General features: G+C 63.1%; 22 protein-coding genes. 11 read left to right on the plus strand and 11 right to left on the minus strand.

Annotated features, from left to right (window positions below):
- Window positions 1-55: 55 nt before the first annotated feature.
- The 3 genes from OOT33_RS03280 to dapB all read right to left on the minus strand — a co-directional run bounded on the left by OOT33_RS03280 (window position 56) and on the right by dapB (window position 1,895).
- Window positions 56-448, minus strand: coding sequence for a hypothetical protein (locus tag OOT33_RS03280; RefSeq protein ID WP_307748578.1), 393 nt, complete (start codon window positions 446-448; stop codon window positions 56-58).
- A 64-nt stretch (window positions 449-512) separates the two neighbouring features.
- Window positions 513-1,154 carry an endonuclease III gene (nth, locus tag OOT33_RS03285; RefSeq protein WP_307748579.1) on the minus strand — a complete coding sequence of 214 codons (642 nt, stop codon included), beginning with the start codon at window positions 1,152-1,154 and terminating at the stop codon, window positions 513-515.
- Window positions 1,155-1,163: 9 nt separating this feature from the next.
- Window positions 1,164-1,895, minus strand: a complete 732-nt coding sequence (gene dapB / locus OOT33_RS03290) for a 4-hydroxy-tetrahydrodipicolinate reductase (RefSeq protein WP_307748580.1) — start codon at window positions 1,893-1,895, stop codon at window positions 1,164-1,166.
- A 202-nt stretch (window positions 1,896-2,097) separates the two neighbouring features.
- On the opposite strand from dapB, the gene OOT33_RS03295 reads away from it, so the two are divergent.
- From OOT33_RS03295 to OOT33_RS03310, 4 genes are all read left to right on the plus strand, one after another.
- Complete coding sequence (locus OOT33_RS03295) at window positions 2,098-2,799, plus strand: Sir2 family NAD-dependent protein deacetylase (RefSeq protein WP_307748581.1); 702 nt, start codon at window positions 2,098-2,100, stop codon at window positions 2,797-2,799.
- Between the two features lie 96 nt (window positions 2,800-2,895).
- Window positions 2,896-3,195: a GIY-YIG nuclease family protein gene (locus OOT33_RS03300; RefSeq protein WP_307748582.1), complete on the plus strand. Its 300-nt coding sequence runs from the start codon at window positions 2,896-2,898 to the stop codon at window positions 3,193-3,195.
- 167 nt (window positions 3,196-3,362) lie between these two features.
- Entirely contained in the window at window positions 3,363-3,662 is a 300-nt protein-coding gene (locus OOT33_RS03305) for a GIY-YIG nuclease family protein (protein ID WP_307748583.1), read from the plus strand.
- Window positions 3,663-3,829: 167 nt separating this feature from the next.
- Window positions 3,830-4,129, plus strand: a complete 300-nt coding sequence (locus OOT33_RS03310) for a GIY-YIG nuclease family protein (RefSeq protein ID WP_307748584.1) — start codon at window positions 3,830-3,832, stop codon at window positions 4,127-4,129.
- Window positions 4,130-4,180: 51 nt separating this feature from the next.
- Here OOT33_RS03310 and OOT33_RS03315 read toward each other — a convergent pair whose 3' ends face one another.
- From OOT33_RS03315 to OOT33_RS03325, 3 genes are all read right to left on the minus strand, one after another.
- Window positions 4,181-5,509: an MFS transporter gene (locus tag OOT33_RS03315; RefSeq protein WP_307748585.1), complete on the minus strand. Its 1,329-nt coding sequence runs from the start codon at window positions 5,507-5,509 to the stop codon at window positions 4,181-4,183.
- A gap of 4 nt (window positions 5,510-5,513) precedes the next feature.
- On the minus strand, window positions 5,514-6,290 hold the full coding sequence (locus OOT33_RS03320; RefSeq protein ID WP_307748587.1) for an enoyl-CoA hydratase-related protein: 777 nt from the start codon (window positions 6,288-6,290) through the stop codon (window positions 5,514-5,516).
- 83 nt (window positions 6,291-6,373) lie between these two features.
- A complete protein-coding gene (locus OOT33_RS03325; RefSeq protein ID WP_307748588.1) occupies window positions 6,374-6,898 on the minus strand; it encodes a hypothetical protein in 525 nt (174 codons plus the stop codon).
- Window positions 6,899-7,050: 152 nt separating this feature from the next.
- Here OOT33_RS03325 and OOT33_RS03330 point away from each other — a divergent pair, with 152 nt between their 5' ends.
- A complete protein-coding gene (locus OOT33_RS03330; RefSeq protein WP_307748589.1) occupies window positions 7,051-7,683 on the plus strand; it encodes a methyltransferase domain-containing protein in 633 nt (210 codons plus the stop codon).
- Between the two features lie 91 nt (window positions 7,684-7,774).
- Entirely contained in the window at window positions 7,775-7,954 is a 180-nt protein-coding gene (locus tag OOT33_RS03335; protein ID WP_307748590.1) for a hypothetical protein, read from the plus strand.
- Between the two features lie 50 nt (window positions 7,955-8,004).
- Here OOT33_RS03335 and OOT33_RS03340 read toward each other — a convergent pair whose 3' ends face one another.
- Window positions 8,005-9,303 carry an MFS transporter gene (locus OOT33_RS03340; protein WP_307748592.1) on the minus strand — a complete coding sequence of 433 codons (1,299 nt, stop codon included), beginning with the start codon at window positions 9,301-9,303 and terminating at the stop codon, window positions 8,005-8,007.
- Window positions 9,304-9,465: 162 nt separating this feature from the next.
- Here OOT33_RS03340 and pgsA point away from each other — a divergent pair, with 162 nt between their 5' ends.
- Genes pgsA through OOT33_RS03355 form a run of 3 tightly spaced genes read left to right on the plus strand, consistent with a single transcriptional unit; the run spans window position 9,466 to window position 10,737 of the window.
- Entirely contained in the window at window positions 9,466-10,029 is a 564-nt protein-coding gene (pgsA, locus tag OOT33_RS03345) for a CDP-diacylglycerol--glycerol-3-phosphate 3-phosphatidyltransferase (protein WP_307748593.1), read from the plus strand.
- A gap of 4 nt (window positions 10,030-10,033) precedes the next feature.
- Window positions 10,034-10,294, plus strand: a complete 261-nt coding sequence (locus tag OOT33_RS03350; protein ID WP_307748595.1) for a MoaD/ThiS family protein — start codon at window positions 10,034-10,036, stop codon at window positions 10,292-10,294.
- Window positions 10,291-10,737 (plus strand): molybdenum cofactor biosynthesis protein MoaE, encoded by a 447-nt coding sequence (locus tag OOT33_RS03355; protein WP_307748597.1) that lies wholly within the window; start codon window positions 10,291-10,293, stop codon window positions 10,735-10,737. The genes OOT33_RS03350 and OOT33_RS03355 overlap by 4 nt, the downstream gene beginning before the upstream one ends.
- A gap of 218 nt (window positions 10,738-10,955) precedes the next feature.
- On the opposite strand, the gene OOT33_RS03360 is transcribed toward OOT33_RS03355, so the two are convergent.
- The 3 genes from OOT33_RS03360 to OOT33_RS03370 all read right to left on the minus strand — a co-directional run bounded on the left by OOT33_RS03360 (window position 10,956) and on the right by OOT33_RS03370 (window position 13,158).
- Complete coding sequence (locus tag OOT33_RS03360; protein WP_307748599.1) at window positions 10,956-11,873, minus strand: LysR substrate-binding domain-containing protein; 918 nt, start codon at window positions 11,871-11,873, stop codon at window positions 10,956-10,958.
- A 52-nt stretch (window positions 11,874-11,925) separates the two neighbouring features.
- Window positions 11,926-12,345 (minus strand): alternative ribosome rescue aminoacyl-tRNA hydrolase ArfB, encoded by a 420-nt coding sequence (arfB, locus tag OOT33_RS03365; protein WP_307748600.1) that lies wholly within the window; start codon window positions 12,343-12,345, stop codon window positions 11,926-11,928.
- Between the two features lie 132 nt (window positions 12,346-12,477).
- Window positions 12,478-13,158 (minus strand): pseudouridine synthase, encoded by a 681-nt coding sequence (locus OOT33_RS03370; protein WP_307749279.1) that lies wholly within the window; start codon window positions 13,156-13,158, stop codon window positions 12,478-12,480.
- Between the two features lie 82 nt (window positions 13,159-13,240).
- On the opposite strand from OOT33_RS03370, the gene OOT33_RS03375 reads away from it, so the two are divergent.
- Window positions 13,241-14,197: an acyltransferase family protein gene (locus OOT33_RS03375; RefSeq protein ID WP_307748602.1), complete on the plus strand. Its 957-nt coding sequence runs from the start codon at window positions 13,241-13,243 to the stop codon at window positions 14,195-14,197.
- 229 nt (window positions 14,198-14,426) lie between these two features.
- On the plus strand, window positions 14,427-15,131 hold the full coding sequence (gene ctrA / locus OOT33_RS03380; protein WP_129402682.1) for a response regulator transcription factor CtrA: 705 nt from the start codon (window positions 14,427-14,429) through the stop codon (window positions 15,129-15,131).
- A 107-nt stretch (window positions 15,132-15,238) separates the two neighbouring features.
- Here the strand turns inward: ctrA and OOT33_RS03385 are convergent, their stop codons facing one another.
- Complete coding sequence (locus OOT33_RS03385; RefSeq protein ID WP_307748606.1) at window positions 15,239-15,847, minus strand: hypothetical protein; 609 nt, start codon at window positions 15,845-15,847, stop codon at window positions 15,239-15,241.
- Window positions 15,848-15,907: the final 60 nt, after the last annotated feature.

Here is a 15,907-nt window from a genome sequence, read left to right on the forward strand (position 1 = left end):
CGCCAGCCGCAACTGCGCCCCGCCCGCGCTTTTTATCGCTCAAGGATGAAAGCCGCTATTTCTTCGGCTTTTCCATCTTCTGGAACTTGCCGAGACCGCAGCTTGGCCCCTGGCTCAACCCACCGCCGAAGGATTGCAGCACGGTGATGATGTCGACCGAGCACAGCTGATTGGTGGAGAGCTTATAGGCGAAGCGTTCCTCGAAGCCGAGGCCGGAGCATTTATAAGGCAGGGTGTTGCGATAGATCGTGTTGCCGCTCATCTCGAAGTCGATCGTCTGGTCATCACGCACATGGGTGCTGCGGATGAGGCGCGGATTGATGCAGTCGATCGGCTCGCCGACGGCAACGAGATTGTCGGGCTTCTTTTCCCTGGCGATGGCGGGGCTGGCGAGCGTGGCGGCGATGAGCAGGGCCGCGGCTGATCGGGCATAGGCAGATTTTTGCATGGCAGGCTCCTTTCCTTGGCAGGCAGCTTATCATGTGCCGAATGAACGGCAGATGACAACTGAGTCAGGCTGGCGCGGGGGTCTTGGGCTTGAACCGACAAAGGTCCGCAACCGGGCAGCGCCAGCATTCGGGGCGCCGCGCCTTGCAGATATAGCGGCCGTGCAGGATCAGCCAGTGGTGCGCATCGCGGCGGAAGGGGGCGGGGGTGCTTTTCTCCAGGGCTTTTTCCACATGGAGAGGCGTTTTGCCCGGCGCCAGGCCGGTGCGGTTTCCAACACGGAAAATATGGGTGTCGACCGCGAAGGTCTCCGCGCCGTAGGCGGTGTTCATCACGACATTGGCGGTTTTCCGCCCGACTCCGGGCAGGGCGGTGAGCACGTCCCGGTCTTGCGGAACCTGCCCGCCGAAATCGCGCACGAGGATTTCCGAAAGCGTGATCACGTTCTTCGCCTTGGCGTTGAACAGGCCGATGGTCTTGATGTGCTGCTTCAACCCCTCCTCACCGAGCGCGACCATCTGCGCGGGGGTTTTGACGTCACGGAAGAGGGCGCGGGTGGCCTTGTTGACGCCGACGTCAGTCGCCTGCGCGGACAGCACCACGGCGACCAGCAGCTGATAGTCATTGCCATAGTCTAGTTCGGTGCGCGGATCGGGGTTCAGCTCCGCCAGCCTTCGGTAAAACTCGAATATATCAGCCTTTTTCATTGGGTTATATTACAAACCTAAAACATTTTTCATGTCATAGCGACCCGCGCCTTGCGCCCCAAGCCACAGCGCCGCCTTCACCGCTCCACGCGCGAAGATGGCGCGGTTTTCGGCGCGATGGCCGATCTCGATTCGCTCGTCGTCAGTCGCGAAGATCACCTGATGATCCCCCGCCACCGAGCCGCCGCGCAGCGCCGCAAAGCCGATCGCCCCGCGTGCCCGCGCGCCGATAATCCCGTCGCGCCCGCTTTCCTTATGCTCGGCCAGCGCGATCCCCCGACCGCGCGCCGCCGCCTCGCCCAGCAGGAGCGCGGTGCCGGACGGCGCATCGACCTTGTGGCGATGATGCATCTCGACAATCTCGATGTCCCAGTCGTCCCCCAGCCTGCGCGCGGCATCCTCCACCAAAGCGGCGAGCAGGTTGACGCCCAAAGACATATTGCCGGTCTGGAGTACGGGGATGGCGTGGGAGGCGGCGTCGATCAGGTGATGATGCGCCTCCTCCAGCCCGGTGGTGCCGATGACGACGGGCTTCTTCGCCAGCATGCAGTCCTCCAGCGTTTCCTTGAGCGCGGCGGGCGTGGAGAAATCGATCAGTACGTCGCTGTGCTGGATCAGCGCGGAAAGATCGCCTTCGCCCTTGTCCACACCGCCGGCATAAGGAAGGCCCTTCGCCTCCAGCTCCGCGCGGATGGCCCGGCCCATGCGTCCGTTGCACCCGATGATCCCGATGGCCGTCATGGCTTGCGTCCTTCCCCTTCGCGCTGCATCAGTTTCTGATCTGAAATTCCGTTGTTGCGGAATTTCAGGGGTCGGTCCCGGCCCTCTCCCCCTCCCAACCTCCCGATATGGTATCCTATGAGAGGTTGGGAGGGGGAGAGGGCTGGTGCGGCTCTCAAAATTCGCGGTAAAGCGAATTTTGAATCAGAAGTAGGACACGCGGATGCCAGACTATCGCTCGATTGTCATCCTCACAGGCGCGGGAATTTCCGCCGAGAGCGGGCTTGCCACCTTTCGCGGGCCGGATGGGCTGTGGGAGGGGCAGCGGGTAGAGGACGTGTGCACGCCAGAGGCGCTGGCGCGCAACCCGGCGCTGGTCCACCGCTTTTATGATGAGCGGCGGGCAAAGCTGGCCGAGGTAAAGCCCAACCCGGCGCATGCGGCGCTGGCCCGGCTGGAGCGGGAATGGAGCGGCGAGCTGTTGCTCGTCACGCAGAATGTCGATGATCTGCACGAGCGGGCAGGGTGCAGCCAGGTGCTGCACATGCATGGGGAGCTATTGTCCGCCCTGTGCGCGCACTGCGGCGAGAGCGGACGATGGGCGGAGAGCCTGCCGCCGGGTAGTGCCTGCCCCGCCTGTGGGTGTAGTGCGCTCCGGCCCGACATCGTGTTCTTCGGCGAAATGCCCTATCAGATGGAGCTGATCGACGCGGCGCTGCGCAATTGCGACCTGTTCGTCTCGATCGGCACCTCAGGCGCGGTCTATCCCGCCGCCGGTTTCGTCCAGACCGCCCGCTATGTTGGGGCCGACACGCTGGAGCTGAACCTCGATCCTTCGGCGGGCAGCGTGTATTTCAGCGAGAGCAGGATGGGCAGGGCGGGGGAACTGGTGCCGCAGTGGGTGGGGGAGGTTTTGGGGGGATAGTGAATGCGGACTGCTGGGGGGCGACGACATTGCGGACATCCCCTCCGTCGTCGCCCCGGGCTTGACCCGGGGTCCCGCTTTTTTGATGTTCCGACGATGCGGGACACGAAACAGGGCGGATGGGTCTATATGATGGCGGACCGCTATCGCGGCACTCTGTATGTGGGCGTCACATCCGATCTCCCGGCGCGCATTTACCAGCATCGAAGCGGCACCGGCTCCGACTTCTGCGCAAAATATGGCCTATCTCGGTTGGTATGGGCGGTGCATGGCGAAGATATCCTGAGTTGCATTGCGCAGGAGAAGCGTATCAAGCGCTGGCGGCGTCAGTGGAAGTTCGACCTGATCGAGCGCGGCAATCCGGAATGGCGCGATTTGTTCGATCTGCTGGCCTGAAAGAACAGCGGGACCCCGGGTCAAGCCCGGGGTGACGGTGAGGATTAGGCAGCTCACCTCTTACATATCAGCCCCTTCGGACCGACTTGTGACGACAATATTGCGGACATCCCCTCCTTCGTCACCCCGGGCTTGACCCGGGGTCCCGCTTTTTTGATGTTCCGACGATGCGTCACACGAAACAGGGCGGATGGGTCTATATGATGGCGGACCGCTATCGCGGCACTCTGTATGTGGGCGTCACATCCGATCTCCCGGCGCGCATTTACCAGCATCGAACCGGCACTGACTCCGACTTCTGCGTAAAATATGGACCAACTCGGTTGGTATGGGCGGAGCATGGCGATGATATCCTGAGTTGCATTGCGCAGGAGAAGCGTATCAAGCGCTGGCGGCGTCAGTGGAAGTTCGACCTGATCGAACGCGGTAATCCGGAATGGCGCGATCTGTTCGATCTGCTGGCCTGAAAGAACAGCGGGACCCCGGGTCAAGCCCGGGGTGACGGTGAGGATTAGGCAGCTCACCTCTTACATATCAGCCCCTTCGGACCGACTTGTGACGACAATATTGCGGACATCTCCTTCTTCGTCACCCCGGGCTTGACCCGGGGTCCCGCTTTTTTGATGTTCCGACGATGCGGGACACGAAACAGGGCGGATGGGTCTATATGATGGCGGACCGCTATCGCGGCACTCTGTATGTGGGTGTCACATCCGATCTCCCGGCGCGCATTTACCAGCATCGAAGCGGCACCGGCTCCTATTTCTGCGCAAAATATGGCCTATCTCGGTTGGTATGGGCGGCGCATGGCGAAGATATCGTGAGTTGCATTGCGCAGGAGAAGCGTATCAAGCGCTGGCGGCGTCAGTGGAAGTTCGACCTGATCGAACGCGGTAATCCGGAATGGCGCGATCTGTTCGATCTGCTGGCCTGAAAGAACAGCGGGACCCCGGGTCAAGCCCGGGGTGACGGAGAGGTAGGGTCGTTACCTTTCCCCCAAATCCCGATCAATCAGGCTCGCCACCTTCGTCTCGCTCATCAAAATGTAAGTGAGTAGCGATACGCCGCAAAGCGCCGAGACATACCAGTAAAACCAGCCCTCCACGCCCCATGTCTTGAGCTGGAGCGCGACATATTCGGCGCTGCCGCCGAACAGCGCGTTGGCGATGGCGTAGGGCAGGGCGACGCCGAGCGCGCGGATGTGGGCGGGGAACAGCTCTGCCTTCACCACCGCGTTGATCGAGGTGTAGCCGCTCACCGCAATGAGCGCCGCCATCACGAGGGCGAAGGCGCTGATCGGATCATGCGCCTGTTCGAGCGCGCGGAACAGAGGCACCGTGCCGATCGTGCCCGCGAGCCCGAAGCCGATCATCAGCGGTTTTCTGCCGATCCGGTCAGACAGTGCACCAAAAGCAGGTTGCAGCGCCATGAACAGGAACAGCGCCCCGGCCATGATCCAGCTCGCCTGCTGCCGGTCAAAACCCGCTGAATTGACGAGATATTTCTGCATATAGGTGGAGTAGGTATAGAAAGCGAGCGTGCCGCCTGCGGTCAATGCCACCACCAGCCCCGCCGCGCCGGGATGCTGTTTGAGCAGCACCAGCACGCCGGAGCGGGGCGCATCTTCCTTGGCGGCGGCAGTGAGATAGTTCTCCGTCTCCAGCAGGCGTCTACGCAGCACCAGCACGACGAGCGCCAGCACCGCGCCCACGCCAAAGGGTATGCGCCAGCCCCAGCTTTCGAGCGCCGCCTCGCTCATGCTCGCCTGAAGCAGCAGCAACAGCGCCAGCGCGACAAGCTGACCCATGATCAGCGTGACATATTGAAAGCTGGACCAGAAGCCGCGCCGCTGTGCCCCCGCCATTTCGGAGAGATAGGTCGCGCTCGCGCCATATTCGCCGCCGACGGAGAGGCCCTGGATCAGCCGCGCTACCACCAGCAGGGCGGGCGCAGCGACCCCTATCGCGTCATAGCCGGGCGTGATCGCGATCAGCAGCGAACCGGCGCTCATCATCAGGATCGAGAGGGTAAGCCCCGCCTTGCGGCCGCGCCGGTCGGCATAGACGCCCATGATCCACGCGCCGATGGGGCGCATCAGGAAGCCGACGGCGAAGATCGCGCCCGCACTCAGCAGCTGGGCGGTCTGATCCTGCGCGGGAAAGAAGACCGGCGCGAAGTAGAGGGTGAAGGCGGCGTAGGCGTACCAGTCATACCATTCGACAAGATTGCCCGCCGAGCCGCCGAGGATGGAGAGCAGGCGGGAGCGGGCGCTGGCGTCTCTGCCTGCCCGCGCGCCTGCCCCCGCCGCGCTCATGCGCTCAGCGCCCCTTCCAGACGCCGGGGCGCTTCTCGACAAAGGCGGCCATGCCTTCCTTCTTGTCCTCGGTCGCGGTGAGGATCTGGAAGCTGCGACGCTCGCTGAGTAGCCCCTGCGCCAGCGTCGTCTCGAACGCGAGGTTGACCATTTCCTTGTTAATCATCGCGGCCATCGGCGGCATGGCGGCGATGGTGGCGGCGGTCTTCAGCGCTTCATCCAGCAGATCGGCGGCGGGGACCACGCGCGCAACAAGGCCTGCGCTTTCCGCCTCGGTGGCGTCCATCATCCGCCCGGTGAGGCACATCTCCATCGCCTTTGCCTTGCCGACGGCGCGGGCCAGCCGCTGTGACCCGCCCATGCCGGGCGCGACGCCGAGCTTGATCTCGGGCTGACCGAACTTGGCTGTGTCGGCAGCAATGATGAAATCCGCCATCATCGCGAGCTCGCACCCGCCGCCGAGCGCAAAGCCCGCCACGGCGGCGATCCACGGCTTGCGTGTGGCGGCGACATGGCTGGTCCAGCCGGAGAAGAAATCCTCCAGGAAGAAGTCCGCAGCTTCCTTGTCCGCCATCTGCTTGATGTCCGCCCCGGCGGCAAAGGCCTTTTCGCTGCCGGTCACAACCGCGCAATGCTGGGTCGGGTCGGCATCATAGGCGGCGAGCGCGGCCTTCATATCCGCCAGAACCTGCGTATTCAGGGCATTCAATGCCTGCGGGCGATTGAGGGTGATGAGCGTGACGGCGCCACGCTGTTCGACGAGAAGGGTTTCGTAGGACATGAAAGCAGGCTCCTGCATTGAGACGTCAGATGGGCGCATCGGTAGCCACGCTTTGCCCCGTTTGGCAAGCGAAGGATGCGCGATCAGGCCTTGCAGCGTGCGTAGCGATAGGTGCCGGGCGGGCCGTCATCCGGGTCTTCCTGCCGGATCAGGGTCTGGCCGTTGTCCTGCACGGTGAGGGTGATCGTCGACTGCCAGGTCATGCCTTCGCCGTTGAACGTAAACCGGCCCTTGATCCGCGTCGGCTCGCGCTCTGTCAGCGCCTTGAGGGTGCCGCGCGATTCGTAAAACGTCAGGTCGGTGGCCGAGATTTCGAGCAGGCCCTTCGCGTCGCCATGCAGGCTGGTGCAGTCCTTCGGCACCATGCCCCAGCGCCCACGCAGGGCAGGGGGGATGGCGGTGGCGCTGTCCTGCGCGATGGCCGGCGGTGCGTCGGCGCGATCCGCTGCCCCGTTCGCGATGCCGTTTGCCGGGGCTTCGGGGACCTGCGCCATATTGTCTTCGAGGATCATATCGTTGTCTGCCTGCGCGTTCTGCTCCTTTTCGCCGGGCGAGCAGGCGCCGAGCGACATCAGCGTCGCCAAAGTGAGAAGGATGGGTATGCGCATCGGTATGCTCCTTGGTTGCGCGCCATGCTATCAATCGACCCGCGACGCCGCCAGCCGTCTTTCGCAGTAATTCGCGCAAGCATCTTGTGTTCCGCGCGCATCGCCGCCACAAGAACGCACATTATGACCGGCGCAAAGAGAACCGCACCCAGATGAACCCCGGACCCAAGCCCGCGCGCACACTTGCTCTGCCCAAGAGAGCCGATTTCGCCGAGGCGGCGCGCGAGAATATCGAATTTTTCAAGGGTTGGTTGCGCAAGCCGAGGCAGACGGCGGCAATCGTGCCCTCCAGTCGCTTCCTCGCGCGCGAAATGGTGCGCGGCATAGACCCCGAAGGCGGCCGCGTGCTGGAGCTGGGCGGGGGCACGGGCGCCTTCACCCGCGCTATCCTGTCCACCGGATTGCCCGCCGATCAGCTCGAGGTGGCGGAGATCAACCCGATGTTCGCTCATGCGCTGGAGCGGCAGTTTCCCGATGTCAGCATTTTGCGGCACCGCGCCGAGACGATCAGCGCGCATGTTGCGGGCGAGGCGGGCAGCTATCAGCGCGTCGTGAGCGGCCTGCCGATGCTCGCCTTCAACCAGCAGACGCAGCGCGCGATCCTGGAGGATGCGTTCCGCCTGCTGATGCCCGGCGGCGTTTTCGTGCAGTTCACCTATTCCGCCCTGTCGCCCGTGAGCCGCCCGGTGCTGGAGCAGGCCGGGCTGGAGGCGGTGCCGGCGGGCCGTGTGTTGCTCAATATTCCGCCGGCCACGGTGTTCCATTTTCACCGAAACGAGGAGTGACGCAACAGGGTTAACGCCCCATAAGGGGACAGTTGCATTTTAACCATCTATTTACCTTTTACACGAGTAAACAAAGCGTTAACCCAGGGGCATGAAGCGCCGTGCCCTTGTCCTCACCAGCGAATGCGCCCGGCATCCGTTCCGGCAGACCCTGCCGCCGGATGTGCTGAAGCCGCTGCCCGACCCGGCCAAGCGCAACAACGAGGACATCAAGCTGTTCGTGACCAGCTTCGCCGCGTTCTTCGTGGCGACCTACAGCTTTATTGTGTGACAATTTGATCCGGAACAGGTCGCTTTGCGGCGTTTCGGATTTCGGCAAGATCAATCACACGCCAGATGCAGCTTCTGCGCCAGCCAGGCGGAGAGCAAAGTCATCGAGGCGGTGAACAGCAGCTGGTTGACGACACCCACGCCGGCCGCGCTCATGCCCAGCGTGATGACCGCACCCACGACCATCGCGCCTGCATTGACGATATTGTTCGCGGCGACCGTGCGCGCGGCCTGAGACGTGTCGACCGTGGTGGTGAGGAAGGCATAGAGCGGCACAACGAACATGCCGCCGGAGACCGCGATGCCGAGCAGTGACAGCACCAGCGCGAACGCATATTCATGAGCGAGGAAATCGTGCATCGACATGAAATGGCCCGCGGGCACCCCGCTGTCCCACAGGCGGCAGATGATGTGGAACGCGATTACGAAGCCGCCCATCGCCAGCACCGATGACGGCGCATATTTTGCCGAGACCTTGCCCTGCAAGAGCCGGTTGATGATGATGGAGCCAATCGCGACGCCGACCGAGAAGATGCCGAGGAACAGGCTGGCGATTGCCTTGTCGGCGCTCAACACATTCTTCACCAGCGGCGGGAACTGGATGAACAGCACGGTGCCGATCGTCCAGAAAAAGCTGATCGATACGATGGCTAGGAACAGGCGCGGGATGTGCATGGTCGCGCTCACCAGCCGGATCGAGGCGCGCGCGATGTGAAAATCGAGCTTGGCGCACTCGCCAGTCGGCGGCGCAGGCGGGACCATGCGCCCGCTGATATAGCCCAGCACAGCCACGGCCAGCACCGCGACCGCCGCCACCTCCACCGCGATCAGCCCGGCGAGGATAGTGCCTGCGAGGATCGCGATATAGGTGCCCGCCTCGACGAGGCCGGTGCCGCCCAATATCTCGTCCGCCTCCAGATGCTGCGGCAAAATCGCGTATTTGATAGGCCCGAAGAAGGTGGAGTGGACGCCCATAGCCAGCATTGCCGCCATCATCAGCGGGATAGCCACCGCCTGCACGGCATAGCCCATCCATGCCATCGCCAGCCCCGCCGCGCCGACGAGCATGATCAGGATTTCCGCCAGCTTCACCAGCCGGATGATTGCCGCCTTGTCGCGCTGGTCGGCCAGCTGGCCCGCCAGCGCGGAGAGCAGGAAGAACGGCATCGTCGCCGCCGCCGTCGCCAGCGCGCTGAACCAGGTTTCCGCTTTGGGGTCGCTATAGACCGTGAACACCACGAACAGCACCATGGCATTCTTGAACAGATTGTCGTTGAAGGCGCCCAAGAGCTGGGTGACGAACAGCGGCGCGAAACGTCGCTTCGTCAGCAGGCGCAGCGAGGCTTTCATATGTGGCGGTTTGATCCCGTCGTTGTCATTGGTCCGCGCTTTAGCGGGTGCGCCGGGGCGTGTCCAACAGGGAAAATGAATGGACGTTAAAAGCTGCGTCACTTGGGGACAGCGGGCGCTGAACACTTGCCAGCGCATGTGGGCTATGGCAGGCGGGAGGCCATGTTGACGCTGCCCAATCTGCTGACGCTCTCGCGCATTTTTGCGGTGCCGATTTTGGTCGCGTTGCTTTGGCCGGCGGAGCAGGGGCATGAGTGGCGCACGGGCTATAGCCTGGCGTTTCTGCTGTATTGCCTGATGGGCATCACCGATTATTTCGACGGCTATCTGGCGCGGGCGCAAGGCGCGGTGTCGCGGCTGGGCGTGTTCCTCGATCCGATTGCCGACAAGATCATGGTCGGCGCCGTGATCCTGATGCTCACCGCCACGCACGACATCGAGGGCGTTCATATTATCGCCGCGATGGTGATATTGCTGCGCGAGATTGCGGTGTCCGGCCTGCGAGAGTTTCTGGCGGGGTTGCAGGTTTCGATGCCGGTGTCGCGCCTCGCCAAGTGGAAGACGACGTTTCAGCTTATCGCCTTGGGGGCGCTGATACTGGGTGGTGCATTGCCGCAATGGGCGTTCGTGCATCAGGTCGGGCTGCTAACCTTGTGGGCGGCGGCGATCTTGACGCTGTTAACCGGGTGGGATTATCTGCGGGTTGGCCTCAAGCATATGGATTAATGCATTGGTTACGCTGGATATTCTCTATTTCTCCTGGGTGCGCGAGGGCGTGGGGAAGGATGGTGAGACGATCGACCATCCGGGCGCCGAGGTGACGGTGAGCGAGTTGATCGCTCGGCTGGCGGAACGCGGTGAAGGCTATGCGCAAGCCTTTGCACAGACGGACCGAGTGCGCGCGGCGTTGGACCAGCAGTTCGTGCCGCTCGATACGCGGCTCGGCCAAGCCAAGGAGCTGGCGCTTTTCCCGCCGGTGACGGGCGGATGACAGACGTGCATATCGCGGTGGGCGAGGCGGATTTCGACCCTGCCGTCCAGCTCGCGCGGCTCGAAGCTTTGGGCGGCGGCGCGGTGGCGAGCTTCACTGGCATCGTGCGCGGTGGCGACGGGTTGCAGGCGATGCAGCTCGACCATTATCCGGCGATGACGGATGCGCAGATCGCGCGGATCGTCGATGAGGCGCAGGGCCGCTGGCCGCTGCTCGGTGTAGTGGTGATCCACAGGGTGGGCGAACTCAGGCCGGGAGAGCGCATCGTCTTCGTCGGTACCGCATCGGCGCACCGGGCCGCCTCGCTCGAAAGCTGTGCCTTCCTGATAGACTGGCTCAAGACCTCGGCGCCGTTCTGGAAGAAGGAGCGGTTTGACGACGGCCGCGCGGAATGGGTGGAGGCGCGGGCCGAGGACGACGCCGCGAGGGATCGCTGGGGCTGATCGGCCTGTCAGCTAAGACGCTACCCCCGTCATCCCGGACATAGCGTTGCCCGGAAAAGCATTTGCTTTTTCGCGGCAATGCTTGATCCGGGATCCAGCTGCACTATGCCGCGCCCGGATAGCTGGATCCCGGATAGCACGATTTCCTACTCAAATCCGTCCGGATTTGGAGGAAACCGGCTTCCGGGATGACATATTCCCCTAATTCCGCGCAGCGTTCAAGCGGCCCCGCCATTCTGTGACAGGTTCCGCAAAATATCCGACAACATATTGAATTCCTTGTCGCGCGGGCTGCCCTTGCGCCACACCAATGCGATTTCGCGCGCGGCGTTGGCGGCGGAGAGGGGACGGGCGCTGATTTGCGTGTGCTCCAATATTCCGCCGCTGATCGCCATTTCCGGCAGGATCGTGAGGCCCAGTCCATTGTCCACCATTTGCACGAGGGTGTGCAGCGAAGTGCCCATCATCGTCGCCTCGGCGCGCAGCTCCGGCCGGTTGCAGGCGGCGAGCGCGTGGTCCTTGAGGCAGTGCCCGTCCTCCAGCAGCAGCAGCCGCGTTTCGTCGATCATGTCCGGGCGGATGCTGGGCGGCGGATCGCGTGGATCGTCCTTGGGGAAGGCGACATAGAGCCGGTCGTCGAACAGGTGCGCGTGTTCCACTTCGCCGGTGGCATAGGGCAGGGCCATCAGCACGCAATCGACATGCCCGTGGCGCAGCGACTCCATCGCGGACTGGCTGGTCTCCTCGCGCAGATAGAGCTTCAGTTCCGGCTTTTCGCGCCGCAGATGGGGCAGCAGGCGCGGCAGCAGGAATGGCGCGATGGTGGGGATCACGCTCATGCGCAGATCACCGGTCAGCGGCTTGCCCGAGGCCTGGGCCAGTGCCGCTAGCTCCTCCGCCTCGCGCAGCACGCGATAGGCTTTCTCGACGATGCGGTCACCCAGCGCCGTGAAGCGGACTACGCGGCGGGTGCGCTCGACCAGCGTCACACCGATCAGGCTTTCGAGTTCGCGGATACCGGCAGAAAGCGTGGACTGCGTGACGTAGCAGCTGTCCGCCGCGCGGCCGAAATGGCCCTGCTCCTTGAGGCTGACGAGATAATGCAGTTGCTTGAGCGTGGGAATGTGGGCCGACACTTATCGCTCCTATAGATTACAGGGGCGACACTAATCGTTCTATTCTATCATTTCAATCGAACGACACTCTGCCGCGCCCCTGCTTCACCGAGGACCGCGCTTTCTTGGCGTCCACGCGCCGCGCTTTCGCCGCCTTGCCCGGCTTGGTGGGGATGCGCCGGGCGTCGCGCTGATGCGCCTTTTCGAGCAGGTCGAGGAGGCGGGCGCGGGCATCCTGCCGGTTGGCATCCTGCGTGCGATAATTCTGGGCGAGGATCAGCAGCACGCCGTCCGCCGTCATGCGCGATCCGGCGAGCGCGCGCAGCTTGCGATAGGCATGGAGCGGCAGGCCGAGGCGGGTGGCATGGACGCGGAGTTGCACTGCGGTCGCGACCTTGTTGACATTCTGCCCGCCCGGCCCGCTCGCGGTAATGAAGCGCTCTTCCAGCGCATCGGCCGGGATTACGTAGCTCTCTCGGTCAAAGCCCGGCATTATCTGTTCCGTCGGCGGCGGTTCCGGCCCACTCCCCCTCCCAACCTCCCGATATGGTATCCTATGGGAGGTTGGGAGGGGGAGTGGGCTGGTACCGCACATCCAAAACGCAGCGAAGCTGCCTGTTTTGGATCAGACATTGAGCAAGCTTTCCGTGAAATCCCCCGCAGCGAACCGTTCCGGCAGCGGCGCGGTCGCCTCCACCGGCGGTTTGCCGGTGCGGGGCATGGATATGCTCCGCGCATGGAGCAGCATCGGCACACCCGGCTCTATCGCCTCCGCGCCATAGATCGGATCGCCGATGATCCCCAACCCAAGCCCCTCGCGCAGATGAACGCGGATCTGATGCGTGCGCCCGGTTTCGGGGAAGCAGGCGATTAGCGAGCGGCCATGCTTCACCGCGATCAGCCGCCAGCGGGTGCGGGCCGCCTTGCCCTTGGGGTCGGCGACCATGCGCCAGCCCTGCTGTGCACTGCTGGTCTTGGCCAGCGGCAGGTCAATGAGTCCCTCTCGCGCCTGCGGTTCGCCCTCCACCACCGCGACATAGACCTTCTCGACCGTGCCGGCCTCGAACGCGGCGGCAAAGCGCTTGTGCGCCTTGGGGTTGCGCGCCAGCAGCAGGCAGCCGGACGTATCCCGATCCAGCCGGTGAACGGCGAGCGGCCAGCGCTGAAACCCGAATGTCAAAGAGGCAAGATGGTTCTCCAGGCTCAGCGATCCGTCGCGCGGGGCATCGACCGGCAGCCCGGCGGGCTTGTCCAGGACAATCGCCTCGCCGTCGATCATCAGCACGCGCTCGGTCAAAGGGGAAATGAGGGGAGTTTTCACAGATGTCTCTTGCGCGAGGGGCGGGGATGGCGATGCTATAAGAGGTTGAGACACGGGGGCAAGCACAATGGAGCACAAGGGGGCGCGCGGCAGGCTGGCGTGGCTGGATGCCGCCAAGGGCGTGGGCATCGTGCTGGTGGTGATCGGCCATGCGTGGACGAGCATAAAAGTACGCGATCCGATCTACGCGTTTCACATGCCGTTCTTCTTCATCGCGGCCGGTTATGTCGCGAAGCCAGCGCCGCTGTGGGATTTCGCGGTCAAGCAATGGCGCGCGCTGGGAGTGCCCTATATCGCGTTCCTCGTCTGCCTGATGGCGGCAGACCCGCTGATCGAATGGTCGCGCGGGTTCCGCCCGATGTTCCGGGACTTCGGCAGCGCCGTGCAGGCGGGGCTGATGGGCGGCACATCGCTGCACGGGCCGTTGACGGTGTTCTGGTTCGTGCCGTGCCTGATGATCGCGCGGCTGGCGCAGGTGATGCTCTACAAGCTGTGGCCCGATGCGCGCGACTGGCGCTGGGTCCTGAGCATGGCGGTGGTGGCGGCGCTGGGTGTGTGGTGGGGCAGGGAGAGCAATTTTTCGCCGCTGGGTATTATTGCCGCGCCGGTTGCGCTCGCCTTCCTGTGGCTCGGCGCGCTGTGGCGGACGGTGGAACGGGACAACTGGCTGCTGCTGCTCTGTGTTGCGGTGTCGGCCGCGGCGGTGCTGATCTATGGCCCGCTTGCGCCGCTCAACATGAAATATGGGGATTATGGCGCGCGGCCTTATGTCACCCTGCCGCTGGCGGTCGCGCTGTCATTGGCGTTGTGCTGGCTGATGCGGCTTGTCGCATGGCGGCCCTTCGTGGCGCTGGGGCGGATGTCGCTGGTCATCATGTTCCTGCATGTGCCGATGATCCACTATCTGCGCCCCTATTTCGGCGTATGGAACCTGACCATCCTCGCGGTGATCATCCCCGTTGCAGCTTTTTATCTGTTTGATCGCACCAGAATGGGACGGATTTTGTTCCTTGGCACCCGCTAAGTTCACCGCAAATTCGAGTCGATTCATCATGTTTTCCACTCCGTTAAGGCGTTGAAAACCGACTCAGTTCGTCGCGACTCGCGGGATTTAGCGGGTTAGGAGAAAATTAACCTTTTGCATTGATGATGTTTTTAGTTAATATCATCGTGCGTCGGCCGTTCTATGAGCAGAATGGGGCTGGCGTTTTTGTCAAGCCTTTTATTGGGCGATAAGGAACAAGGGGCTTCATATGCGCGTGCTGCTCATCGAGGACGAACCGACCACGGCAAAGGCCATCGAGCTGATGCTCACGACGGAAGGGTTCAACGTCTATACCACCGATCTGGGCGAGGAAGGCCTCGATCTCGGCAAGCTCTATGATTATGATATCATCTGCCTGGACCTCAACCTGCCGGACATGCATGGCTATGACGTGCTCAAGAAGCTGCGCAACGCCAAGGTGCAGACGCCGGTGCTCATCCTTTCCGGCATCTCGGAGATGGATAGTAAGGTCCGCTCCTTCGGTTTCGGCGCCGATGATTATGTGACCAAACCGTTCCACCGCGAGGAGCTGATCGCCCGCATCCACGCGGTCGTCCGTCGCTCCAAGGGCCATTCGCAAAGCGTTATCAAGACCGGCAAGCTTTCGGTCAATCTGGATGCCAAGACCGTGGAGGTCGATGGCAACCGCGTCCACCTCACCGGCAAGGAATATGCGATGCTGGAGCTGCTCTCGCTCCGCAAGGGCACCACGCTCACCAAGGAAATGTTCCTCAACCACCTTTATGGCGGCATGGACGAGCCGGAACTCAAGATCATCGACGTGTTCATCTGCAAGCTGCGCAAGAAGCTGGCGCTGGCCTGCGGCGGCGAAAATTATATCGAGACGGTCTGGGGCCGTGGCTATGTGCTGCGCGATCCGGAAGTGGAAGGCGGCGCCGTCCGCGCGGCCTGAGCCGCATCTCGATCACAGGTTTAGAGTGGGATTGGCCGGCGCAGCAATGCGTCGGCTTTTTTGTGGTGCAGGGTCTTGAGCCAACGCAGGTTCGTCCGTTTTGCTGATCATCTCACCCGCTCGAACCGCATCTCGCCCTCTTTGCGATGCAGGATGACCTTGCCGGCGTCCTCCTCCAGGCACGCCGCTTCGAAGTTCACGACGCCAAGATCATTGGGCGTCAGAATGATGCGCACTGCGCCATGATCATTATCGTCAAGCATTATTCGCCCGGACGTCAGTTGATGCATCGGCACGCTCAGCTCGACCCAGCGCGGCACCCTCATGTCGCCTTCCGGCATCGACCAGCCGTAACTCTGGGTGTAGCCTTCCAGGGGTTCGCCGCTGTCGAAGCCGATGCGGAAATCGACCCCAGCGATGCCCCCACCATCGGGCCAGGTGACCAACAGCGTCGGCGTGGCGCCGTCAATGGAGACGAGCGCTCCCCTTGAAAACGCGGGCGGGACCGGCTTCGGCTCGGTGAAAAGGCAGGTCTTGCCCTCCACGATCTGCCAGCGCCCTTGCGCGCTTTCATCGAGCGCGCCAGCAGCGAGACCGTAGCGAAACCTGCCATCGGCGGTCAGCTCCAGCCCGCCTGCGACATCAGGCCCTTCGGCAAGCCGGTATCGACCGACCAGCGCCGGCGCCGCCAGGCCGGCCTCGGGGATCAGTATCATCGCCGCAGCGATCAAGGCAGGAAGACGTCGCACGGCGGGATAGTGAAGCCAATCCCCTTA

Origin of the sequence: Sphingobium sp. DEHP117, assembly GCF_030867385.1 — a bacterium.
Taxonomy (GTDB): domain Bacteria; phylum Pseudomonadota; class Alphaproteobacteria; order Sphingomonadales; family Sphingomonadaceae; genus Sphingobium.

Excerpts from the sequence above, each read along its gene's own strand:
- OOT33_RS03340 (WP_307748592.1), bottom strand. The coding sequence starts at position 9,303 with ATGAAAGCCTCGCTGCGCCTGCTGACGAAGCGACGTTTCGCGCCGCTG.
- OOT33_RS03330 (WP_307748589.1), top strand. The coding sequence starts at position 7,051 with ATGAACCCCGGACCCAAGCCCGCGCGCACACTTGCTCTGCCCAAGAGA.
- ctrA (WP_129402682.1), top strand. The coding sequence starts at position 14,427 with ATGCGCGTGCTGCTCATCGAGGACGAACCGACCACGGCAAAGGCCATC.
- OOT33_RS03320 (WP_307748587.1), bottom strand. The coding sequence starts at position 6,290 with ATGTCCTACGAAACCCTTCTCGTCGAACAGCGTGGCGCCGTCACGCTC.
- OOT33_RS03375 (WP_307748602.1), top strand. The coding sequence starts at position 13,241 with ATGGAGCACAAGGGGGCGCGCGGCAGGCTGGCGTGGCTGGATGCCGCC.
- OOT33_RS03385 (WP_307748606.1), bottom strand. The coding sequence starts at position 15,847 with ATGATACTGATCCCCGAGGCCGGCCTGGCGGCGCCGGCGCTGGTCGGT.
- OOT33_RS03280 (WP_307748578.1), bottom strand. The coding sequence starts at position 448 with ATGCAAAAATCTGCCTATGCCCGATCAGCCGCGGCCCTGCTCATCGCC.
- dapB (WP_307748580.1), bottom strand. The coding sequence starts at position 1,895 with ATGACGGCCATCGGGATCATCGGGTGCAACGGACGCATGGGCCGGGCC.
- OOT33_RS03305 (WP_307748583.1), top strand. The coding sequence starts at position 3,363 with ATGCGTCACACGAAACAGGGCGGATGGGTCTATATGATGGCGGACCGC.
- OOT33_RS03325 (WP_307748588.1), bottom strand. The coding sequence starts at position 6,898 with ATGCGCATACCCATCCTTCTCACTTTGGCGACGCTGATGTCGCTCGGC.
- pgsA (WP_307748593.1), top strand. The coding sequence starts at position 9,466 with ATGTTGACGCTGCCCAATCTGCTGACGCTCTCGCGCATTTTTGCGGTG.
- OOT33_RS03300 (WP_307748582.1), top strand. The coding sequence starts at position 2,896 with ATGCGGGACACGAAACAGGGCGGATGGGTCTATATGATGGCGGACCGC.
- OOT33_RS03295 (WP_307748581.1), top strand. The coding sequence starts at position 2,098 with ATGCCAGACTATCGCTCGATTGTCATCCTCACAGGCGCGGGAATTTCC.
- OOT33_RS03310 (WP_307748584.1), top strand. The coding sequence starts at position 3,830 with ATGCGGGACACGAAACAGGGCGGATGGGTCTATATGATGGCGGACCGC.
- OOT33_RS03355 (WP_307748597.1), top strand. The coding sequence starts at position 10,291 with ATGACAGACGTGCATATCGCGGTGGGCGAGGCGGATTTCGACCCTGCC.
- OOT33_RS03335 (WP_307748590.1), top strand. The coding sequence starts at position 7,775 with ATGAAGCGCCGTGCCCTTGTCCTCACCAGCGAATGCGCCCGGCATCCG.
- OOT33_RS03315 (WP_307748585.1), bottom strand. The coding sequence starts at position 5,509 with ATGAGCGCGGCGGGGGCAGGCGCGCGGGCAGGCAGAGACGCCAGCGCC.
- arfB (WP_307748600.1), bottom strand. The coding sequence starts at position 12,345 with ATGCCGGGCTTTGACCGAGAGAGCTACGTAATCCCGGCCGATGCGCTG.
- nth (WP_307748579.1), bottom strand. The coding sequence starts at position 1,154 with ATGAAAAAGGCTGATATATTCGAGTTTTACCGAAGGCTGGCGGAGCTG.